This is a genomic window from Paraperibacillus esterisolvens, assembly GCF_046237625.1.
Classification (GTDB): Bacteria; Bacillota; Bacilli; order Bacillales; family DSM-1321; genus Paraperibacillus; species Paraperibacillus esterisolvens.
Window position 1 is genome coordinate 3,071,533 of record NZ_CP143545.1, and the last position, 21,063, is coordinate 3,092,595.

General features: G+C 48.0%; 22 protein-coding genes. 3 read left to right on the top strand and 19 right to left on the bottom strand.

The features are described 5' to 3' along the window. Positions 1 to 27: 27 nt before the first annotated feature. The 18 genes from mreD to V1501_RS15645 form a co-directional block, all read right to left on the bottom strand. Complete coding sequence (gene mreD, locus V1501_RS15560; protein WP_409289525.1) at positions 28 to 540, bottom strand: rod shape-determining protein MreD; 513 nt, start codon at positions 538 to 540, stop codon at positions 28 to 30. Next, the gene (gene mreC, locus V1501_RS15565) at positions 537 to 1,418 is read right to left on the bottom strand and encodes a rod shape-determining protein MreC (protein ID WP_409289527.1); all 882 of its coding nucleotides are present in this window, start codon (positions 1,416 to 1,418) and stop codon (positions 537 to 539) included. Before mreC ends, mreD begins: the two co-directional genes overlap by 4 nt. A 120-nt stretch (positions 1,419 to 1,538) precedes the next feature. After that, the gene (locus V1501_RS15570; protein ID WP_409289528.1) at positions 1,539 to 2,561 is read right to left on the bottom strand and encodes a rod shape-determining protein; all 1,023 of its coding nucleotides are present in this window, start codon (positions 2,559 to 2,561) and stop codon (positions 1,539 to 1,541) included. A gap of 191 nt (positions 2,562 to 2,752) precedes the next feature. Continuing rightward, positions 2,753 to 3,439 carry a RadC family protein gene (gene radC / locus V1501_RS15575; protein WP_409289530.1) on the bottom strand — a complete coding sequence of 229 codons (687 nt, stop codon included), beginning with the start codon at positions 3,437 to 3,439 and terminating at the stop codon, positions 2,753 to 2,755. A 50-nt stretch (positions 3,440 to 3,489) separates the two neighbouring features. Continuing rightward, the gene (locus V1501_RS15580; protein ID WP_409289531.1) at positions 3,490 to 4,056 is read right to left on the bottom strand and encodes a Maf family protein; all 567 of its coding nucleotides are present in this window, start codon (positions 4,054 to 4,056) and stop codon (positions 3,490 to 3,492) included. A gap of 290 nt (positions 4,057 to 4,346) precedes the next feature. Beyond that, complete coding sequence (locus tag V1501_RS15585; RefSeq protein WP_409289533.1) at positions 4,347 to 5,336, bottom strand: SPOR domain-containing protein; 990 nt, start codon at positions 5,334 to 5,336, stop codon at positions 4,347 to 4,349. 36 nt (positions 5,337 to 5,372) lie between these two features. Beyond that, a complete protein-coding gene (locus tag V1501_RS15590; protein ID WP_409289535.1) occupies positions 5,373 to 5,660 on the bottom strand; it encodes a type IV pilin protein in 288 nt (95 codons plus the stop codon). 9 nt (positions 5,661 to 5,669) lie between these two features. Beyond that, complete coding sequence (locus V1501_RS15595; protein ID WP_409289537.1) at positions 5,670 to 6,398, bottom strand: pilus assembly protein PilO; 729 nt, start codon at positions 6,396 to 6,398, stop codon at positions 5,670 to 5,672. Further along, positions 6,395 to 7,072: a PilN domain-containing protein gene (locus tag V1501_RS15600; protein WP_409289539.1), complete on the bottom strand. Its 678-nt coding sequence runs from the start codon at positions 7,070 to 7,072 to the stop codon at positions 6,395 to 6,397. Before V1501_RS15600 ends, V1501_RS15595 begins: the two co-directional genes overlap by 4 nt. 2 nt (positions 7,073 to 7,074) lie before the next feature. Further along, positions 7,075 to 8,067, bottom strand: a complete 993-nt coding sequence (gene pilM, locus V1501_RS15605; protein ID WP_409289540.1) for a type IV pilus biogenesis protein PilM — start codon at positions 8,065 to 8,067, stop codon at positions 7,075 to 7,077. 24 nt (positions 8,068 to 8,091) lie between these two features. Beyond that, complete coding sequence (locus tag V1501_RS15610; RefSeq protein ID WP_409289542.1) at positions 8,092 to 8,847, bottom strand: prepilin peptidase; 756 nt, start codon at positions 8,845 to 8,847, stop codon at positions 8,092 to 8,094. Next, positions 8,848 to 9,321 (bottom strand): type II secretion system protein, encoded by a 474-nt coding sequence (locus V1501_RS15615; protein WP_409289543.1) that lies wholly within the window; start codon positions 9,319 to 9,321, stop codon positions 8,848 to 8,850. Positions 9,322 to 9,434: 113 nt separating this feature from the next. Continuing rightward, complete coding sequence (locus tag V1501_RS15620) at positions 9,435 to 10,646, bottom strand: type II secretion system F family protein (protein ID WP_409289545.1); 1,212 nt, start codon at positions 10,644 to 10,646, stop codon at positions 9,435 to 9,437. After that, positions 10,633 to 11,685: a type IV pilus twitching motility protein PilT gene (locus tag V1501_RS15625; RefSeq protein ID WP_409289547.1), complete on the bottom strand. Its 1,053-nt coding sequence runs from the start codon at positions 11,683 to 11,685 to the stop codon at positions 10,633 to 10,635. Before V1501_RS15625 ends, V1501_RS15620 begins: the two co-directional genes overlap by 14 nt. An 11-nt stretch (positions 11,686 to 11,696) precedes the next feature. Further along, the gene (locus tag V1501_RS15630; protein WP_409293400.1) at positions 11,697 to 13,358 is read right to left on the bottom strand and encodes a GspE/PulE family protein; all 1,662 of its coding nucleotides are present in this window, start codon (positions 13,356 to 13,358) and stop codon (positions 11,697 to 11,699) included. Positions 13,359 to 13,386: 28 nt separating this feature from the next. Then, positions 13,387 to 14,814, bottom strand: a complete 1,428-nt coding sequence (locus V1501_RS15635) for a hypothetical protein (RefSeq protein ID WP_409289548.1) — start codon at positions 14,812 to 14,814, stop codon at positions 13,387 to 13,389. Between the two features lie 3 nt (positions 14,815 to 14,817). Next, a complete protein-coding gene (locus V1501_RS15640) occupies positions 14,818 to 15,540 on the bottom strand; it encodes a PRC-barrel domain-containing protein (RefSeq protein WP_409289550.1) in 723 nt (240 codons plus the stop codon). A gap of 8 nt (positions 15,541 to 15,548) precedes the next feature. Next, positions 15,549 to 16,994 carry a hypothetical protein gene (locus tag V1501_RS15645; RefSeq protein WP_409289552.1) on the bottom strand — a complete coding sequence of 482 codons (1,446 nt, stop codon included), beginning with the start codon at positions 16,992 to 16,994 and terminating at the stop codon, positions 15,549 to 15,551. A 141-nt stretch (positions 16,995 to 17,135) separates the two neighbouring features. Between V1501_RS15645 and V1501_RS15650 the strand changes: the two genes are divergently transcribed. Genes V1501_RS15650 through V1501_RS15660 form a run of 3 tightly spaced genes read left to right on the top strand, consistent with a single transcriptional unit; the run spans position 17,136 to position 19,830 of the window. Then, complete coding sequence (locus V1501_RS15650) at positions 17,136 to 17,606, top strand: prepilin-type N-terminal cleavage/methylation domain-containing protein (RefSeq protein ID WP_409289554.1); 471 nt, start codon at positions 17,136 to 17,138, stop codon at positions 17,604 to 17,606. Further along, positions 17,599 to 18,186, top strand: coding sequence for a PilW family protein (locus tag V1501_RS15655; RefSeq protein ID WP_409289556.1), 588 nt, complete (start codon positions 17,599 to 17,601; stop codon positions 18,184 to 18,186). The genes V1501_RS15650 and V1501_RS15655 overlap by 8 nt, the downstream gene beginning before the upstream one ends. 12 nt (positions 18,187 to 18,198) lie before the next feature. Then, positions 18,199 to 19,830: a hypothetical protein gene (locus V1501_RS15660; protein ID WP_409289558.1), complete on the top strand. Its 1,632-nt coding sequence runs from the start codon at positions 18,199 to 18,201 to the stop codon at positions 19,828 to 19,830. 259 nt (positions 19,831 to 20,089) lie between these two features. Here V1501_RS15660 and V1501_RS15665 read toward each other — a convergent pair whose 3' ends face one another. Further along, positions 20,090 to 21,013, bottom strand: coding sequence for an ankyrin repeat domain-containing protein (locus V1501_RS15665; RefSeq protein WP_409289560.1), 924 nt, complete (start codon positions 21,011 to 21,013; stop codon positions 20,090 to 20,092). Positions 21,014 to 21,063 lie beyond the last annotated feature (50 nt).

Here is a 21,063-nt window from a genome sequence, read left to right on the forward strand (position 1 = left end):
TAGAGCAGGTTTTTTTGTTTCAGCACGTCAGTCCCGGCCGTCATCCGCTTTTTCAATCAAGTACTTGAGCGGGAAAGCCATGATGATAACGGCCGCCAGGTTCAGGAGCAGTGTAGGCAGCAGCCTGATGGATGCAAATTCCTGGAAATCCATGCCCACATCATGTATCAGGGTATTCACCTGAAAGACCATGCACTCAAGCGCCGCAATGGCCGCAATGGCAACCAGTGAAGCAACCAGAATGTTGGAATGCACCATCTTCATGACCCTCGAAACAAGAAATGCGAGAAAAGCAAATAAGAAAGCATATATCCCCAAAATCTCTGTATAAATGACATCAAATAAAAAGCCTGTCACCAGTCCATAAATGATTCCGTTCTTGGACGAACCGAATATCGTTAAAAAAACGATAAATATGAATAAAAAGTGCGGCACAAAAATCCGGCTGCTGCCAAAGTGGCTTCCAGAGAACAGCTGGGCATAGGTGCTTTCCGCCATAAAAAAGAAAAGAGCGGAGAGCGGGAGGATTAGTCTGTTCACAGGTCCTCACCCTCTCTGCCTTCCCCTTCCGATGGATCGGCCGTGGCAATCGAGCGCTTTACAACGATCAAATGATTCACATCATAAAGCTCTGCGGCAGGTTTCACATACGCAACCTGCGTCAGCCCGTATTGATCCGACTCTACCTTTTCCACTTTCCCGACAGGCAGTCCTTTAGGGAAAACCCCGCCCATCCCTGAAGTGACAACATCCGACCCCTTTTTGATTTTTTCATCATAAGGGATCTTCTTCATAAGGAGCAGCCTGTCCTTCTGGTCAAATCCCTCGATAAAGCCATAAATCGGCCCCTTGCCTGGGATGCTGACGGATATCCGGTTTTTCGGATCCATTGAACTCAAGAGCTGCACAGTCGATGTGAACTCGGTCGTATTCTTGATCTTGCCGATAAGCCCTTTTGAAGTCATGACGGCCATATTCTTCTCAATTCCGTGCTTCTTCCCGCGGTTGATGATGACCTTTTCATGCCACATATCCGGATTGCGGGCAATGACTGTTGCCTGTATCGGATCAAACTCTCTTAAACTCTCTTTTTTACCCAGGATGTCCCTCAGCTCGGTATTTTCCTTTTCCAGGTCCTGCACTTTCGTCTTAAGCTTTACGTACTCATCAAGACGGGTTTTCAGCCTTTTATTTTCCTGATATGTATTTTCAAGGTCATTGACATTATCAAAAAAACCAGCGGCAAATTGGACGGGCTGATGGAAAATATTTTGGATAAAACCGGTCGTATCCTTGAGGAACCGCTCCGGCCAGCTGAGTTTTTCTCTTTCTCGAACAGAAAAACCAATCAATGCTACCAGGACGATAATACTTACCAGCAGCACAATCAGCCTTTTGTTCAGAAAAAATTGCGGCATGCTTTCACCTCTATTTATTTCTGCCTGGCATGCGGGCTGTCCCTTGAAGATGTGTACACACTCATCCGGGACAGCCCTCAGCATCAGGAATTATTGAATTACCATTTAAAAATGAGTGGCTCAGCGCGAATCTCTAGACCTGCCTTTAAACAGGTGAATATGGTCCAGCGCCTTCCCGGTGCCGATGGCCACACAGTCTAGCGGATTTTCGGCGATTAGTACAGGCATCTTGGTTTCATCACTGATTACTTTATCAAGATTGCGGAGAAGCGCCCCGCCGCCTGTGAGTACGATCCCGCGGTCCATGATGTCAGCCGCAAGTTCCGGCGGAGTTTTCTCCAGCGTATTCTTCACTGAATCGACAATTGAATACACCGTATCATTCAGGGCCCTTGAAATTTCATCGGCTGTTATCTCTATTGTTTTTGGAAGGCCTGTCAGCAGGTCGCGTCCGCGGATTTCCATGTTTTCAATGCCTTCCGGCTCCCCTGCTGAACCAATTTCCATTTTGATGCTTTCAGCCGTACGGTCACCGATCATCAAATTGTAATTCTTGCGGATATAATTAATGATGGCATCATCCATCTCGTCGCCGGCAATCCGGATCGACTGGCTTGTCACGATTCCGCCAAGCGAGATGATGGCAACTTCCGTCGTTCCACCGCCAATGTCAACAACCATGCTTCCTGTAGGCTCCCAGACCGGCAGGTTCGCCCCTATGGCAGCTGCAAACGGCTCTTCGATCGTGTAGGCGTCACGTGCGCCAGCCTGCCTTGTCGCATCGATGACGGCCCTTTCCTCAACAGCAGTGATGCCTGAAGGAACACAGATCATCACATACGGCTTGCGTGAAAACAAGCCTTTGTTCTTGGTGGCCTGTTTAATATAATATTTCATCATGATCGCAGTCGTTTCATAGTCGGCAATGACTCCATCCTTCATCGGCCTGAGCGCGACTACATTGCCGGGTGTGCGTCCTATCATGTTTTTCGCGTCATTGCCTACTGCAACGATCGATTTTGTATCCGTCTGAAAGGCAACGACCGAAGGCTCCCTCAGGACGATGCCTCTTCCTTTTACATAAACGAGTGTATTCGCGGTTCCTAAGTCAATTCCCAGATCTCTTGTTCCTATTCCTAACATCAGTTGTATCTCCCTTTCCGGACAAAATGCATTTTTATAGTAAGTTTTTCATTAGGTTTCAGGTGGTTTATAATCTCAACTATATAATAATTGGACGTTTCAATTTGTACCATCTAATCAAAAAAATAGGAAAATAAACTCCTAAAAATCATAAATTATATTATATCTCATAGCAGAGAAATTTCATAGCTTCATACATAGCCTTTTTCTTTCAGACTGACATATTTCTTCTCGCCTATGATGATATGGTCAAGTACATCGATGCCAATGATCTTCCCGCATTCGCAAAGACGCTTCGTAACCTCTATGTCTTCCCTGCTCGGGGAGGGGTCCCCGCTTGGATGGTTATGGACACAAATAATCGAGGCGGCTGACCTTCTGAACGCTTCCTTGAACACCTCGCGCGGGTGGACGATGGAAGCGTTCAGGCTGCCGATGAAGATGGTCTGTTTATGGAGGACTTGATTCTTGGTATTCAAATAAAGGCACACAAAATGCTCCTGAGTCAAAAAGCGCATATCATTCATGCAATAATCGGCACAATCTCCGGGAGAGCGGATCACATACCTGTCATCATCACATAAATTGCTGATCCTTCGCCCCAGTTCAACGGCGGCAAGTATCTGGATGGCCTTCGCCTCGCCGATTCCCTTGAGGGATACCATCTCTTCAAGCGAGGCATCAGCCAAGAGGCGGAGTCCGTCAAAATGCGCAATCAGCCGGCCGGAAAGCTGCAGGACGGACTCGTTCTTCGCCCCCGTCCTAAGCAGCAGGGCAAGCAGTTCCTGGACTGAAAGGGCCCTGGCCCCTTCCTGGATAAAACGCTCCCTCGGCCTTTCATCCAGAGGAAAATCCTTAATCAGCATATTAGTAGTCATTTTTCATTCCCCGCTTTCTATTGAATCCGAAGCAGGGGACATCACCTCAGTCAGCTGTTCTGCATAAAAAGCTTTAATTCTCTGGATAAACGCGCAACCGGAAGGCCGACAACCGAAAAATAATCTCCGGCAATCTCCTTCACAAGCAGCGATCCATACCCCTGGATTCCGTATGAACCGGCTTTGTCAAAAGGTTCGCCGCTATCCAGATAATTCTCAATCTCCTTTTCAGTGAGATCCCAGAAAATCACTTCGGTTTTTTCAAAAAATGTTGTTTTCTGATTTTCTTTCATGATTGAGACACCAGTGAGTACATGATGCTTTTTGCCTGACAGACTTAGGAGCATGGATCGGGCGTCGTCCCGGCCAGCCGGCTTGCCAAGGATCCTGCCCTCATTTACCACAATGGTATCAGAGCCGATCACACAGGCATCCCCATGCTTATCAAAGACAGCCCGGGCCTTCCGTTCAGCGAGCATAATCACCGCCTCCTCAGGGGAGATGGTTTCTGGGAGCGTCTCATCGGCATCGCTCGCCTCAATTTCAAATGGAATTTGTAAAAGCTGTAGAAGTTCTTTCCGGCGAGGGGACGAAGAAGCTAAAATAATACGGATCAATCTCTTTCACCTATCCTTACTAATGCATGCATATATTGGGAGATACAATTCAATCGTATCAGAGTTAGAGAGGAGCTACAAGAAACGGGGAATTAAATTTTTTACAGGCTTCCTGCCGGCAGGTGCTGCTGTCTTTCTGGCTATGGGGACATGACTTTTTCGGGAAATGATTAGGGGACTTTTATTCTAGGTTATGGAACGGCAGCCGGCCTGGCCTGCGTTTGCTGTCGGGAAGAAAAAGGCTGCTTGAGCCTTTTTCATATTTCCCGGAAAATACAAATTTCGCTGTTTTAGAGTGCAGAGTATAATTTCAGATAATCCAGAAGCTTTGCCTGCGCCTGCATCAATGAGCTTGTGTCTGCCGATGAAAGATAGATGGACGATGCTTTCTTAAGGGCAGCCTGCATATCAGCAATATTTTTATTTTGGGGCTTTTCCCGGTCTTCCATCTGCTTCACGGCGGCCTGCAGCCCTCCGGCATCATCAGCAGCCTGAGGATTCATTAGCTTTTCAGAACTTTTTTCAGCTAGCATGCCGTAAACGTTATTCATATTTTTGAGCGCCACACTATCTCCCGTGGAAATCTTCTTCGCCGGATTCCTTCCTATGTCAAGCTCCTTCCAAAAGGAATCCAGCTTCTTCTCTTTCATAAAGAGAGACAGATTTTTTGCTGCCCCAAGCGAATCTGCAGCTCCGATGATGAGGATAAACCTGCCGTCCTGTTCCAGCATCACCGCTTCCGTACCCTTCGACTGCAGCTCAGCCTGGACACCCTCTGCACTCTTTTTTGTGCTGTATATTCCTCCCTGGACCACATAAGCTTTTAAAACAGGCAGGGATTGCCCGGCAGCTTCCAGGGCTTTTTCCCGCTGCGCTGTGGCTGCCGGTGCCGCACCTGCTTCGGCGGCAGCTTGTTCAGACTGAGTTTGGTCCTTCCCGGTAACGGTCTTCAATGCGATAAATCCAAGGCTTGTCCCAACGATGACGGCAAGAATGATTGACACCCACATAGATGGTATCAGGGCACCCGGCTTCAGCACCTTGAAGTTGAAGCGTGCTTTTTTGGGCTGCGACTTGACTATGTATGGAGATAAAGAGTTCTTTTCATCAGGGCCTGCCGGCTCGGGAAGGATCCAGTCGAAGCTCTCTTCCGCCTCCTCAGATGCTGCAGCGGTTTCATCTATAGACAGCAGGCGCTCATCATTTTCAGTATAAAAATGTTTCTCCCCGCCATTGAATTTAATAACAATCTTATTTTTCGGATTCTGGTCATGACTCATTTCCGCACCTCCTTTGTTTGATTTTCAACCATCCTATCATATGAACAAAAAAAAATAACAAGACTTTTGTCGTCTTGTTATAATTAGCTTTCGCCAAAACCTATTCTTTTCGTACAATATATTCACGGGATAATTCATCAAACGGAACCGGGCGGCATCGCGCATGGTATGTGAATTGGCGAGAAACGCCTGATCTTTTGATACGGATATCAGGTTTCCGAAAGAAACTGCTGCAATAGCAGATAAAATCCCTAATATGGTGACTACCGCGAGCAGTTCGATCAAAGTCATGGCACTTTCTTCCCTCAGCCGGCTTGTTATCATGGCAGCTCCCTATGAATCCGTGCTTTCACTTTTGGGAAGCTCGGAATTATCATTAAAAGGGGTTTTCTTGTTAGCAGGCTCCGGCTTGTCCATCGGCGGGATGTCTTTCGCAAGATCGGTCAGGCCCGGATGATAAAACGCAGAAACTGTCACATTATAGACTAGCCGTTCAGGGTTCTGTTCGGTGGACATAATTTCCACTCCGCCTGTGAATTTCAAGGCCGACACCTTCATGATTCTCGATGAGTTTTCAATTGAAGAAATAAAGGCTTCGAGATTGCTGTATGAAAGTGACTGGACGGTAAGCTCGAGATCAACTTTTTTTACGCCTGGAGGCAGGCCGGCCTCCCCTTCCACCGCTCCGCTGTCCTTATCAGCAGCAGCCACAGCATTTCCGTTTTCTGCATCTTCTTCTTTCACGTTTAAGGAAACGATGAAGCTGTTGGATATTACCTCGGCTTTTTCAAGCTCCAGCAGAATCTGTTCCACCAGGGACTTAACCGGCAGTTTCTTCTGCAACTCCACCGTAGATTCAAACTTGCTGTCCCTTGCACCGCTTCCTTCTGACTGGAGCATGGATACCATTTTTTCCTCAGAGGAAAGCTCAGATTTTTTGATGCTGAGTTCACTTTCGAGGGGATAAAGGAGTTTAAAATATAGAAAGACAATGACCGCGCCCACAAGCAATAGACTTAAGATAAGGGAATAGCCCTGCTTTCTTGTTAAACTGCGCTTCATGGGCTTTCCTCTCCTTTTTTAGCAGGCAGGTTTTTCTTCCCGGCTTCCTTTGCCGCTTCTTTCTTCGCGCCCTCCTGATTTACAAACAACTCATAAACCGCTGCGTACCGGGGTACGTACGTATCATTGTCCAGCTTGCTTTTATCATCGCTCTCTTTATTAGAAACATCCTCCCCCGTCAAGGCATTAACCTTGCCGAGCTTGGTCGAAAGTGTGGTCATCCTGACATTTTTCAGCCATTTGGATGTAGACAGCTCATTCAGATAAAAAGCAGCTTCCCTGCTCGTATCGAATTGGGTGGCAAGCATAATTTTACCGTCATCACCGGATTCGAATGTAATGATATATCCGCGCTCCGGAAGCAGGGAAATTAAATGCTGAAGCAGCGGAACGGTCTTGACTTCATAGTTTTCCGCCCAGTCAATGGTCCGGTTCAGCTGTATCGCAGAACTGGAATTGGCGAGGCTCTCCTTTTTCAGTTCTTCTGCCGCACGCAGCTCCTGCTGGGTCTGAATCCGTTTCTCTGTGGCTGCGAGTTCATCTCTTTTAGCATCCCAGCTCCAGAGAGTAAACGCTAAGACAAAGGCAGCGATGAGCGCGAGGCTGACAAGTGACAGGATAAATCCGTAAGACCTTGGGTGCCTTCTCGGAAGCAAATTGATTTCAACCAGCATGTTCATACCTCTTTCAGCGCCAGGCCAAGCGCAGCGTAATACGAAGGGGGCAAAGGGGCCTGGTTTACTGTCAGAATGGTCTCAGGAACAATTTTGTCGACAAACAAACCAAATCCTGTGACCATGACTTCAAATGCTTCCAGAATGAAAGGATTGTCCCCTGCAAGGAATATACGTGTGACCGAATGCTGTCCCTGGTGCAGAGTATATCTGTAGAAGTTCATGATCCTCTCAAGTTCCTTGGCGATATCATCGACGGCTTCTTCCAATTCAGCAGGATCCTTATCGTACACCAGCTGAGGCGAGCCGCCGCCGTCCAGTGATGTTTCCCAAAAAGAGAGGCTTCCGGTGAGCTGGATGTGCCTCATGAAAATCGGCCGGTTTTCCTCGAATATGCTCACTGTCATGCAGCCAACATCCAGCTGGACCATCAAAAGCCGCTCACTATCCCTGGGTTTATCCAGGGCATGATACAGGCGGTACAGAGAAAGCGGGGAAACATCAGCAGCGATAGGAACAAGACCACAGGCTTCCATCAGACTACTGTATTCCAAGACTACATCCTCAGGGGCGGCAAACAGCAGGATTTCCTTCCGGCCGTCCTTCTCCCCTATCACAGCTGTATCAAACACCGGCTCTTCGTATGGAAGATGGATGCTTGAGCCAAGCTCCATATACAGATAGCCCTTGATCTCATCATCCTCCACATCGGCCGGCACTTCTATTTTCCGTACCACGATAAAAGGATCAGGAACAAAGATCCGCACCTGCCTCTTCTTTATCTTCCAGTCAGAGACGCACTGCTCGAGAATGGTGGACAAAGTGTCCCGGTCCAGAATCCTGCCATCCTTGATCAACCCCGGCGGAAGCAGGTATTCCCCCCATCTCTGGACAGTCACCGGAACTGCCTGCTTCAGCTCAACATAGCGGATGACATGATCCTGGATCATCAGATTTACTATTTTATTATTATGAGAGAAGAATGAAAGGCCCATGCTGCGAATCCCCTTTAATAATCACTAATTTAACAGCCCGCTATACCAGGCAAGTATCTTCTGTCCGAGGTAGAAGGCAGTCAGTGTCCCAAGTACAATGAATGGGCCGAACGGAATCGGCTTTCCTTTTTTCACTGCCCCAAGCCTCATTCCAGCCAGTCCAAGGACCGCTCCATAAAAGGTCGACAGGAAAAAAGACAGAAGCATAAGCTTCGTGCCTACAACAAGGCCAAGCAGGGCAAACAGCTTGATGTCCCCGCCGCCCATGCCCCCCTTGCTGATGATGGCAATCGCCAGCAGCAAGAAGAAGCCGGCTGCCGCCCCAAGCAGCGAATCCCACCATGGGTCCAATGGCATAAGAATCCGTTCAAACAAAAAAATTACTGCAAAAAAGAGCAGTATTTTGTCAGGAATAATCATATATTTTAAATCAGTCACCGTGATGATCGTAAAAAGTGAAATCAGCGTCCAGGCAATGAACAGCTCCGAAGTCCAGCCAAGCAGCAGCGGACTTGCCGCAAACAGCACACCAGTCAGCAGCTCCATCATCGGATAAAGAGGGGAAATCCGGCCCTTGCAGCTCCGGCATTTCCCTCCCTGAATCAAATAAGACAACACAGGCACCAGTTCAGCCGGGCCCAGCACATGCTTGCAGTACGGGCAGGCTGAGCGCGGATAAATGATGGACTTTTTCAGCGGCACCCGGAGTCCGACTACGTTGTAGAAGGAGCCGAGGATTAGACCGACAAAAAACAAGTAAAAGATAATCAACACGTCCAATTAACTTCCAGTTGGTGCTGGTGCTGGTGCTGGTGCCGAAGCCTTTTTATTCTCAACAGCACTTCTTTTAAGCTGGTTTGATTCTAGTCCAGCAAGTCCTCTTTTTCCATTGGTTAGTGTTACTTTATAAGTGAATTTATTATCGGTTTTTGTAATTACAACGAAGGAATTATCTTTATCATAATTACCTTTATCAGGATCTTTCATTGGGTCAATAAGATTCTCCGACTCCATTTCTGATAGCTTAATTGTTTTCCCTGTCTCATCAATTTCTTCCGCATGCCCAGTAGCATAAATCTTTGCAGAGCTGATCATCTGCTGGGCATTGGCCACATGGGCATCCTTCTTGGAGTTATCTATAAGGCCCCCGATGCTTGGTATGGCGATGGCCGCGATGATTCCGAGGATGACGACGACGGCTAATAATTCTATCAGGGTAAGTCCGCGTTCATTTTTTAAGAGTTTCTTTAACACTTGTTTTTCCTCCTTAGTAATATTTTACTATTTTTGTTAATTTATAAATAGAATTATACTATATCGGACATTCTGTTCGATATAGTTTTAAAAAAAAAGCAGGAGTTTTGTCGCTATTGGTTGCCTACTTGGTTGAAAATCTCGAACATTGGTACCATGATGGCTATGACAATAGTCCCGACAAGGCCGGCAAGCACAACAATCATGAGGGGTTCGATCAGTGATTTTAGCCGCTCTGTGCTGTTTTCTACTTCTTTTTCGTAGAAGTCGGCTACCTTCCCGAGCATGGCATCGAGTGATCCTGTTTCTTCGCCAATCGCGATCATTTGAGTGATCAGCGGCGGAAAGGCCCAGTGTTTTTTCATAGGTTCCGTGATTGATCGGCCCTGTTCAAGCGATGACCGTGATTCCCTGACCACACGGGCGACCACTTCATTTTCCACTACCTTCTCGACAATTGTCATCGCCTGGAGAATTGGGACGGAGCTTGTGAACAGCGAGCTCAGCGTCCGGGTCATCCGGGCCAGGACCGCCTTTTGAATCATGCTTCCGAATATCGGCAGGCGCAGCACAAAGTAATCGAGATAATATTTTGATTTCCGGTTCCTGCGGAGCGCTGCAATCCCCCCTGCGGCAAGCAGGAATATGAGGATGATGAAATACCAGAACTTCTGCATAAAGTCACTCGCACTGAGCACGAATTGAGTAATGGCTGGCAGCTCTCCCCCGAAATCGGCAAACATGTCCACAAATGTCGGTACAACTGACACCAGCAGGAATATGACGACTCCGACAGCGATGACCGCCACGACGGACGGATACGCCAGTGCCGACGTGATCTTCTGACGCGTGCTGTGCTGCTTTTCAAAATGATCGGCAAGGCGCTCAAGCGTCCCATCCAGGTTACCTCCTGCCTCGCCGGCCTTTACCATGTTGATGAAGAGCGGCGAGAAGATCCTTTTATGCCTGGCTGCCGCCTCAGAGAGCGGATGTCCCTCCCGGAGATCGGCCTCAATGTCCTGCAATGCTTTCTTCAAGTATTTGCTTTCTGTCTGCACGGACAAAATATGAGTGGCATCCACCACGGTGACGCCTGCCTTCAGCAGGGTGGAAAACTGTCTGAGGTATACGACGAAGTGCTGGAGCCTCACCGGATTTCCGATCACAATATCCTTTGTCAGCACCGTTTCCGGGACTTCAGTGACTTCCATTACTTTTATGCCGTCTTCACGGAGCCTGGCTGCTGCTTCCCTCTTATTGGCTGCGGTAATCACACCGGATCTTGCACCCCTCCGGTCGCGGCCGCTGTATTTATATCTGGCCATTTTCTATCTTCTCCTGTAAAAAGACGGAAGCCGCTTCACGGGATATCCGTCCAGCAGCAAGCATGTCCTTGATCTGGCTTTCCAGTGTATGCATCCCCTGGGCCTTTGATGTCTGAATCACACTGGCAATCTGGTGGATTTTCTCATTGCGTATCAAATTGGCGATTGCCGGATTATTGATCAATATCTCAGTCGCCGCGGCCCGTCCGTCGCGTGCGGCCGTCGGAAACAGCCGCTGGGAGACGATGGCCACGAGCACTGATGCCAGCTGGATGCGGATCTGCGGCTGCTGGTGAGCCGGGAAGACATCTATGATTCTATCGATAGTCGACGGCGCACTGGACGTATGGAGAGTCCCGAAAACAAGATGGCCTGTCTCCGCGGCGGTGATGGCTGTCTGAATCGTTTCAAGATCCCGCATTTCCCCGACGAGGATCACGTCTGGATCCTGGCGGAGCGCTGCCCGGAGTCCGTTGGCAAAACTGTTGGTGTCAAAGCCGACTTCCCGCTGGTCAATGATGCAGCTGCCGTGCTTATGCAGATATTCAATCGGATCCTCAAGAGTCACGATATGCTTTTTCATCGTCTGGTTTATGTACGAAATCATTGAGGCAAGCGTCGTCGACTTGCCGCTTCCGGTTGGACCAGTCACAAGGACGAGGCCGTGCGGCTTCTCCGCCACCCTTTTCAGCACCTCCGGCAGTCCAAGCTCATCGAGGGCCGGAATCCTCCTAGGTACGATGCGGATGGCAAGCGAGATACAAGCCCGCTGGTGGTACGCATTCACCCTGAACCGTGAAACCCCTGCGAGACCGTAAGAAAAGTCGAGCTCCCCCCGCTCTTTGAAGGATTCCCACATATCCCCGGGTACAATTTTCCTTGCCATATCCTCTGTATCCCCGGGTGCCAGCGCGTCCTTTCCATATCGTTTCAGGTCGCCGTTTATGCGCATAACAGGCGGGACCCCAACGGTCAGGTGGATATCAGATGCCTTTAATTCATAGCCTGCACGAAGTATATGTTCAATATCTATAGCCATCTGCTTCACTCCTACTCGGGCATGGCGACCCGAAGAACTTCCTCTGTGGTGGTATAGCCCTGCTTCACCTTAAGCAGTCCGTCATCGATCAAAAAGACCGTCTTGCTCTTTACAGCCAGATCCCTGAGACCGGTAAAGGCTTCCCCATTCATAATCAACCGTTTCATATCATCGTTCAGGACGAGGATTTCGTGGATGGCAAGCCGGCCTTTATAGCCAGTCATATTGCAGGACGCGCAGCCTTTCCCCCTGGTGATTTTTTCAATTTTCATCCCCCGGCGGGCAAAGATTTCAATTTCCCTTCTAGATGGGGCCTGTTCTCCGGCACAATCCCTGCACACTCTTCTGACAAGGCGCTGGGCGACAATCCCGCTCAGTGAGGAGGCAAGCAGGAAAGGCTCCACTCCCATATCCATCAGCCTTGTTATCGTACTGATCGAGTCATTTGTATGAATGGTGCTCAGGACCAGATGTCCTGTAAGGGAGGCCCTGATCGCGATTTCCACGGTTTCCTTATCACGGATCTCACCGACCATGATTACATTCGGATCCTGCCGGAGGATGGAGCGCAGCCCGGCTGCAAAGGTCATTCCAACGTTCGGGTTCACCTGGATCTGGTTGATTCCTTCAAGCTGGTACTCTACCGGGTCTTCCACCGTGATGATATTCACTTCATCACTGTTCAGCTTATTCAAAGCGGCATAGAGGGTCGAAGATTTTCCAGATCCGGTCGGGCCGGTGATCAGCACGATGCCGGACGGCTTATCAATCATATTCAGGAAGCGCTGCAGATTTAGCTTATTGAAGCCAAGCTGGTTCAGGTCATTCAGCGAGCTGCCAAGATCCAGGATCCGCAGCACAATTTTTTCGCCATAGATGGTCGGCAGTGAGGATACACGAAGATCGACCGGATGGAAATCAAGATTGATCTTGATCCGGCCGTCCTGCGGTACGCGGTGTTCGGTTATATCCAGATTGGCCAGAATTTTGATCCTGGCCGTTAAGACGCTCTGCATATGCTTCGGGAGCACCCTCTCGACACGAAGGACCCCGTCGACCCGGTTCCGGATAACAACCCTGGTTTCCTGGGGATCGATGTGGATGTCACTCGCTTTCTGGGTGACGGCTGCCGATATGAGCTGGTTGACCAGCCGGACAACCGGCGAGTCCTGATCTGTAATTTTGTCTTCCTCTACGGCCTCCTGCTGCTGCGAATCCCCAAGCAGTTCATCAAAGTTCTCGTTTGAGTCATAATATTTTTGGATGGAGCGGAGAATATCATCCTTTGTTGCGATCGCCGCTTCAATCTGGAAGCCTGTGGCAAGCCTCAGGTCATCAATGGCATAAAAGTCCATCGGATCCGCCATGGCAATCAGGAGCCTGTCGCCTTCACGCTTCAGGGGAATTACCAGGTTCCGCTTCGCATAATCCTTGCTCACGAGCGAAAACAGCTTCGTATCGAATGGGAAGCGGTACAGACTGACATGGGGAATCCCAAGCTGCACCTCGAGCACTTCGATCAGCTGCAATTCTGTGATATAGCCCTTTTGCAGCAATACATCTCCAAGTCTCTGGCCTGCGCCTTTATCTTTTAAAGCCGAATGAAGCTGATCCTCAGAAATCAGACCAGCTTCAACTAATAAATCCCCAAGGCGCTTACGGGTTTGTGTCATTGTGGTTCCCCGCCTTTTTCGGTAATTTTTATCGGGTATCCCCGGCAGGAAGATCTTCCTGCAGCGGATCTGGATCTGCCTCAATTTCATCTGTATCATCGGGATACTCTGTTTCTTCTGCGACCGGATCAGGCGTGTTCCCGCTGTCTTCTTCTGCTGCCGGATCTTCGGAGTCATCTTGCGCGGCAGAACCGCTGTCATCCTCTGCCACAGGATCATCGGAATCAGAAGCCCCGTCATCCTGTGCCTCCGGGTCTTCTTCTTCAGCAGGCAGAGATTCATCGCTCAGAACAATCTGCGGCAGCGGCTTAATCAAGCCTATGTTATGGATGCTGTAAACCGGTGCATAAAAGTCCTCCGATAAAAGCACGCTTTTTACCTGCCTGCCTTTCTCATCCACTGTATTCCGGTACATCCTGACAAGCTGGCCTTCTTTGCCATCCTCTTCAATCTCCGTCTGCGGAAAAGCAAGCTTGGGCTTGAAATGGAGGACAGCCTTCGGGTCAAATGATTTCTGATCCCGCTTGGCAATTTCATAGCTGTATAAAAATGGCCGGCCGGAAAGCTTGACCGCCAGCCGGTCTCCTTCAATGGCAAGAGACAGTTTAAAGCCGTATTTATTCGGGTTGTAAAAGATCAGGTCCAGCTTATTCCTGCTGTCAGCCTTTGCTTCTCCGCCGAGCTCTGCATACTCAGGAAGCTCCCTGCTGATATGCCGTTCTATCATTTCAAAGTTCGTCCTGCCGATCACCTGATAGACAGCTGTGGCAAGCCTGCTCTCTGCCATGGCTGTGAGCTTCAGGTCAAGCTTTTCCAGCAGGTTTTTCTGAAGAGAGAACGGAGTCCCCGCAGGAATATCAATCACTGGCCCTGCTTTTGCCAGCCGCTCCAATTCGTTAGCATTCTGACCGCCGGAAACTGAGGCCGTATTGATGACTTCCTCCCGGTCGGAGCCGGGGATATAGCTTTCAAGGTTCAGTACATAGCTGCCTGCCTCAAGCATGGTGGCACTGATCATCAGGTCCTTTTTCAGCTTGTCAATCTCCACCTCATCTGAGGCAATGGAGCTTGAAACCTTAAGGAGCATATCCTTCACACTGTCATCCGGCAAATCGACGGATGCGAGAGTCTTTCTGCCGGAAGACAGATCTGATAAGGTCTTTTCTTTGTTAAAAGTGAAATCCTTGGTACTGACTGCTGTCTTTTTTTCTTTATAGGCAAGGGTCAGCTTTACAGCTTTTTTCCATTCCCCGCTCTTCTCCCCAATGAGGGCTTCCGCTTCCGCCCTTGTCTTGCCTGAAACATCGAGACCCCCCACTGCTGTCCCTTCTTCGTACAGCTCCCCTGCAATAAAATAGGAAGTATAGGCCTTTGCGCCAAAGTGCGAGAAAGAGAAAATGAATGCTGCTGCCAGCAGGAGCGTCAATAAAATTTTTAGGCTGTCCTGGTTCCTCACTCTTTATTCCCCGCTCTGCATTAGCCTTCGCATGGAAAGCTCGACAATCACTCCAGGGCCCTCTTCCTGTGCCTTTTCTACATCCTCCGCCGAAAGGAAGGTCCCTTCTTCAATCAGGACCTCGCCTGTACCTGAGAGAATATCCTTCATTACTTTTTTGCCGCTCAGAAGCTCAATTTGCTTTTGCCAGATCGAAGGAATGGCCCCGCCTTCCTCTCTAATCACAAGGGTTTCACTGCCTTTTAACGGCTCCAGATTTTTTTCTGCTTCCTCTTGGACAATTATGATGTCACGTCCATATGTCTGTACGAATTCGGCAGCAAGGAATCTCTCTTCCCCGTTGATGGACAGAACCATTCCGATGACCTGGCCGTTTTCGTCATCCGTGAAGAATTCCACAGCCTCGCCAAGAAGCTGCCCCTTCCTTGTCATAACCCGGGTGCCGCTGATACGGATGCCTTTTGTCACAAGCTCGTTGACCACAGGCAGTTCCAGAAGGTCGATGATCGCGTTCCCGTTTTCGATGGTCAGCGCATATTCCCCTATTCCTACAACCTTCTTGAACGGAATGGCCTTCACATTTTCCTCCCATTCCTCGTGTTCGATGGTCAAAAACTCTATCGTTCCCTTTTCCGGATTCAAAACAAGATTCTTTACGCTTCCAATCTGTATTCCGTCCAGGATGCTGATGATGGGAAGCCCGGCGATCTCTGCACTTTGTTTCATGTTTACACTCACCTGTTCTTTAAAGATTGCCTGCAATAGGCTTCATATAAAAATTCTAGTTCACTTAAAATGATTGGATAAGGAAGGTATCTTTCCTTCAGCTCTTTTAGCAGCGGCTCCAGTGCTGCCGCATCATCCTGCCGGATATATTCTTCAATTATTAAACCGGCAAATACATAATAATCCTGCGGAGACAGCCCGGGATGCATATGCTGCTTCACAAGCCTGATATAGGAAAGATAATCCATCTGTACCCGTGAAATGGCTATCCCGCTTAGTATAGTCTGCAGGACGCCTTTATCTATCTGCCTCCGGGTTAACGGTGCGTCAGCTATTTCTTCTTCTACAAGAACACTTTCAAAGGTCTGATCGTCCGGCTCTTCTGCAGGCGGAATGTCTTCCATGAAAGTGTCTGTTTTATGCAAAAGATCAATGTCACGGGCGTCCGTTTCCTGCGAAAGATCAGGGATATGGTCCAATAAAGACTCTTCTGCCTGCGGTTCCTCCAGCTCTTCAGAAGCAGGGCCAATTTCATATGCTTCCTCTAAAACAGTTAGGAACTCTTCTTTCTTTTCTTCATGCTCTTCTTCTTCTGCTGCTTCTCCCAGCATTAATATAGGAAGAATTTCTTCGCCTAAACCGGCTGGGGGCAGGACTTCAGCCTCGGGAACCTCTGCTCTGCCAACTTCGTCATTGCCGGTTTCTAAGTCATAAAGCGTAAGAGGCTGCAATTCTGAATCAGCTTCTATATGTAAGTGTTCCAATGCTTCATCCTCAAATGGATGAAGCTCAGAATCAATGTTCAGAAGGATATTTTCCTCTGGGCTGCCTGCTGTTTCGGGTTCTGAAGGCACAGGAGAGGCTGTTTCCATTATTTCCTCGACTTCTGCCATTTCCAGCAGCTGTTCGATTGCTGACAGCTCAGCTGGTGAATCATCACCTTGAACCTCATCCAGACGGGGTTTTGCAGATTCTTCTGCTGCTCCTGCTTCAGAGAATTCCATGGTCTCCAGCCAGTCATCCACGTCAACTCCAGAAAGAGGCTGTAGTGAAAGCTCGGTTTTAGAGACTATAATCACTTCATCGGCTGCAGAATCATTTTCTTCAGTGAATTTCTCTGCTATATTCAGTTCTTTTCCAGCAGCTTCCCTGGATCCGCCCGTTTCGTAATCAAAAAAAGTCATTGGCTGCTTGTTCACGCCGTCATCCGTCATGAAGATGAGGCTCCCCAATCTTTTTACATATATCAGCCCCGTGAGGAGCACGAGCAGCAGGGCAATCAGGATGGATTGCTGCAGCGGAAGCCTCCCCTCAGCCAAAAGGGACAGGCCTGCTATGCAAAACGCTGTCGCACCCAGCAGCAGCTTTCCTCTTCTGCTCATCCCAAGATCCAGCAGCAGCAGGACCGGCACAAGCAGGATGAAAGAGGCACACGCCAGCAAAACGGTTATCAAATGGTCCACCTCTTCTATATTCTTCTTTTAATCTCACAATATTACTAAATACCTAAAAAATTTCCTTAAAAGACAAATATCGACTATTAGTTATTGTATAATAAAGCCAGGTAATTTGAAATAAGAGGAAGTAAGCAAACTATGAAAATTTTAAATAAAAACGAGGGTTTCAGCCTGCTTGAGGTACTGATTGCCGTTACACTGCTTGGTATTCTGCTGTTGTCAGTCATGGGTATTTTTAACCAGGCTTATAATCACACAAAACAAAACGAAAGCAAGACGATTGGCATCAATGTGGCTCGGAATGTGCTGAATTATGTAGAGAGGCAGCCTTTTGAAAAAATTCAAACTGCATATTTTCTCGAAGACAGCACAAACCCCCCGCCCGGGTCGATCACCCTGCAATTGAGCGACTGTTTAAAGAATAAGAATGCATTTGAAGGAGACTGTGAAACGGTCTTTCAATCCAAGGTGAACAATGTTACTTATGAAGCGGAAGTGACCATCTCAAGGTCCGAAGGCGATCTGAGTGAATACATTATGCCCCTGTCTGTTGAAGTGAAATGGGGCGGCCGTGAAGCTATTGCCAGAGGGGTACTGAAAAATGAATAAACCAGTTTTGAACGAAAAAGGAGTAACACTGATCGAGCTGCTGCTGACTGTTGTGATATCCGCCATTGCCGCTGGATTGATTTATTCCGTTTTTCTGACAGGGATCAAGCTGTACCAGAAAACACAGGTGGAAAGCGGGCTGCGTGATAATGCAGATTATATTGCGACCATGATATTGAACGAAATGTACAATTCCCCTCCTACTTATGTAAGGAACCTGGAGGATGGAAAAGGAATTGAGCTTGTACGGAATAAAGATAAAACAGTCGAAGGGTATCTGATAGAAGACTCAGTCCAGACTGCGTCAACTGTAAGGATTTCCATTGAAGAAAATGAAATTACCATAATACGAAACAATGAGGTGCCCATAAAACTGCTGACCCATTCCACCGAACTTGCGGAGGCAGATGATGGTTCAGGGTCTTCCCTCACAATAAGCAACGTTAAGAAGGACACTGTTACCGGCCGCTTTAAACACGGAACGATCAACCTGACCCTCGTCCTGAATGACAGCAGCCATCAGGAAGGTTCCCTGATTAATGTAAAGCCGCTAGTGCTCCGGAGCTCTTTTGGATTTTAATGAGGTGAAAACATGCAAATAAAAAACAATCAAAATGGCTCAGCTTTACTGAGTGTCATGCTTCTCTTTTTAGTTTTTACCATACTGGGCCTCACGCTGCTTTCGGTCAGCATCGGCGGGGCGAAACGCACCGAATTCAGGGAAACCGAAGTGACCGGGAACCTCGATTCCATCAAGGCGGTTAAAGAAGGGACGGCAATCGTCCAGTCATATGTGAAATTGAATCAGAAAGAGCTGCTCAAAGAAGATGCAGCAGCCTTTAAGAAGAAGTTCCAGGAAAAGATAATCAACGCCATTAATAATAATTATAATAGTAAGAAGGAAATGTACTTTACACTGGCGGATATATCCGAAGAATACAAAGACCAAATTGGTGCAGACAGCTTCACCCGGGTCATAGAAGTAAGAAGTGAGGAGCATAAACAGAAAGTCTACATAACTGCCATGCCGAGTTTCTTGAAATATGCGCTCGGATCACGGTCACAGCTTACTATGAACGGTTCGCCCTTTATCCAGGGAAATCTGTATTCTAAGGAACCGATGCAAATCAGCAGGGACACGAATTATAAATACCAGAAAAACTACTTTTCCACTCCAACCGAGCTTCCTGCCGTTAAGGAAAACTCCAGGCTTTTTGTAGAGGAAGGCTCGCTGGATATATGCACAAGTCCCGGCTGCTACACCGCAGGGAACAGCTGGATCAAGAATGAAAGCAATTGGAGGTCCATATTGCCGGGACAGCTTCAGGAAGCATTCAGCACCAAGGCTCCCCTGTATGAGGAAGAAAAAAGTCAGTTTGTGGATGTGGACATCCCAAAAACCTTTCAGGACAAGTTGATGGAAACCGGCTTTGATCTGACTGGTTTTAATGATGACCTGTCAGATGCCGAAAAGATTGAGTATATTAAAGAGAAGTTGAGCGGCTATCTGCCGGATAAAGTAAGGCAGATCACGAACTTCTCCAGTTTCTCGGGGAATAACAGCACAAAAGGCTTCATCTATAAAGGCACTGCCGAGATTGACACAGATGACCTTACCCTTGATAAAGACCAATGGCTGATCATAGACGGCAATGCCACAATTGAGAGCAGGGCCTTCAGCCGGATGGATGTGAATGCCAACATCCTTATTACCGGCAATCTCATCATCTCCGGGGACGTGAGCTTTAATTCAGTGATATATGTTCTCGGCGATACCACTCTGAAAAATGTTAACATCACCTGTTACAAAAACCTATGCTCAGATAATCCAGCCGGAACAGCGCCTGATGCCCAGCTCATCCTGATGACACAGGGCAGGCTCGAAATCTCAAGGATCAACAGCTTCATGGATTTGGGAAATAACACAAACAAAATAACCGGTTACCTTTATACAAACTCCCAGGCAGACATCTATGCAGTCGGTTCCCTGTTAAATATAAACGGCGGCATTTTTTCATATGATGACCTTGTAGTAAACAGTTACAGGGGCAATGCCAGAGGTGGAAAAGCAGATCTTCTTTTCACCCCGCTTGTGAAGCCAGAGGAATCCCGGTTTACCGTAACCAATAACAAGCGCCTCTTCCTTAATCAGCTCCAGGCACTGCCGAGGGTGGATGGATTTGAAGTGATTCCGGAGCTCATGGAAAAAATAAAGAGAAAATAAAGGTCTGATGCTTGTCTATTTAAGAGGAATTCGGATTTCTTCTGAAAACCGGACCAGGCTGCCGCTAATAGGGATTTGGGATGCTCTCATTCCAAATCCTTTTTTTGCACCCTGTAATTCCAATTCAACTTACTCCTGCGCATAAATTTCTTTTGGTTAAAATTCTGATTCTATCCGCTTACTCCAGCATTCCTGTGAAACCAACTAAAAAAGACTGAAGGCACACCTGATTTTCATCAAGCCAGCCTTCAGTCCGAGTTTATTTGTTTAATAGCTTCAGAATGTTTTCATGTTTCCATTCAGCAGCATAATCACGAGCGGTAAAGCCTTCTTTGCTTTTTAGGTCCCGCGAGGCACCAGCTTCCAATAAAATGGCGGCAGCATTGGCATCTCCATATTCACTGGCATATATAAGGGCGGTCTTTCCGAAATCATCCTGTTCATCAATGAATTCAGGAAGATGCTTTCCGAGATAATAGAGAATTTCATGAGCACCGCCTGTGGCAGCAAGAATCCACAGGCTTTGATTATCTCCATTTTTTGTTTGAAGCAGCGCCTGTTCCTCCTTGGCAAAGGCTTTTACAGCTCCGGGCCTGTCACTCAACACAGCCAGCTCTACAGGAGTCTTTCCTGCCAGGTTTCGTTCCGAGCTTTTCAACCCTGCCTTCAGCAGCAGGCTGACTGCCTCTCCGTCGCCCTTGCCCGCGGCAAGATGGAGTGCGCTGTTTCCAGCAGCATCCTTGCCGTCTTTCCCGCCTTTTTCGCGCTTTACCAGCTGTTTCAGCAATTCAAGTCTGGCATTTCGGGCTTTCCTTGGCTGGTTCATGGTCTGGGAATACTCGGGCAGGGCCGAAACCGCCTGGACCAGCAATGAATTTCCTGATTTACGGCTGTGTTTTGCTCCATGTTTCAATAAATAGCCCGCTACCTCAAAATTCCCATTTCCGAGGGCATATTCCAGCGGTGTCTTTTTTTCCGGCCCTGAAGAAAATTGGATAGAAGACAGTTCCTCCGTAAGTTTTTTCACGGTTTTCAAATCTCCTGAAGCAGCTGCCTGGACCAGCCTGCTTTTTTGGGCTGCCTTTTCTTCAGCACTGGGACCGATGTTCTTAAAGACCGTAAAGCCTGCAGACAGGATGACTAAAACCACAAGTGAGATTGCTGCAAATCGCTTCTTGTTCATGAGCACTCCTTTAATTCGCATTTCATATAAAAAGGGACTGCCCGTAAACG

Coding starts and splice junctions, on each gene's coding strand:
- V1501_RS15630 (WP_409293400.1), bottom strand. CDS start 13,358: ATGACACAAACCCGTAAGCGCCTTGGGGATTTATTAGTTGAAGCTGGT.
- V1501_RS15600 (WP_409289539.1), bottom strand. CDS start 7,072: ATGCTGGTTGAAATCAATTTGCTTCCGAGAAGGCACCCAAGGTCTTAC.
- V1501_RS15655 (WP_409289556.1), top strand. CDS start 17,599: ATGAATAAACCAGTTTTGAACGAAAAAGGAGTAACACTGATCGAGCTG.
- V1501_RS15570 (WP_409289528.1), bottom strand. CDS start 2,561: ATGTTAGGAATAGGAACAAGAGATCTGGGAATTGACTTAGGAACCGCG.
- radC (WP_409289530.1), bottom strand. CDS start 3,439: ATGACTACTAATATGCTGATTAAGGATTTTCCTCTGGATGAAAGGCCG.
- V1501_RS15595 (WP_409289537.1), bottom strand. CDS start 6,398: ATGAAGCGCAGTTTAACAAGAAAGCAGGGCTATTCCCTTATCTTAAGT.
- V1501_RS15660 (WP_409289558.1), top strand. CDS start 18,199: ATGCAAATAAAAAACAATCAAAATGGCTCAGCTTTACTGAGTGTCATG.
- V1501_RS15650 (WP_409289554.1), top strand. CDS start 17,136: ATGAAAATTTTAAATAAAAACGAGGGTTTCAGCCTGCTTGAGGTACTG.
- V1501_RS15585 (WP_409289533.1), bottom strand. CDS start 5,336: ATGAGTCATGACCAGAATCCGAAAAATAAGATTGTTATTAAATTCAAT.
- V1501_RS15625 (WP_409289547.1), bottom strand. CDS start 11,685: ATGGCTATAGATATTGAACATATACTTCGTGCAGGCTATGAATTAAAG.
- mreC (WP_409289527.1), bottom strand. CDS start 1,418: ATGCCGCAATTTTTTCTGAACAAAAGGCTGATTGTGCTGCTGGTAAGT.
- pilM (WP_409289540.1), bottom strand. CDS start 8,067: ATGGGCCTTTCATTCTTCTCTCATAATAATAAAATAGTAAATCTGATG.
- V1501_RS15590 (WP_409289535.1), bottom strand. CDS start 5,660: ATGATAACAAGCCGGCTGAGGGAAGAAAGTGCCATGACTTTGATCGAA.
- V1501_RS15640 (WP_409289550.1), bottom strand. CDS start 15,540: ATGAAACAAAGTGCAGAGATCGCCGGGCTTCCCATCATCAGCATCCTG.
- V1501_RS15665 (WP_409289560.1), bottom strand. CDS start 21,013: ATGAACAAGAAGCGATTTGCAGCAATCTCACTTGTGGTTTTAGTCATC.
- V1501_RS15620 (WP_409289545.1), bottom strand. CDS start 10,646: ATGGCCAGATATAAATACAGCGGCCGCGACCGGAGGGGTGCAAGATCC.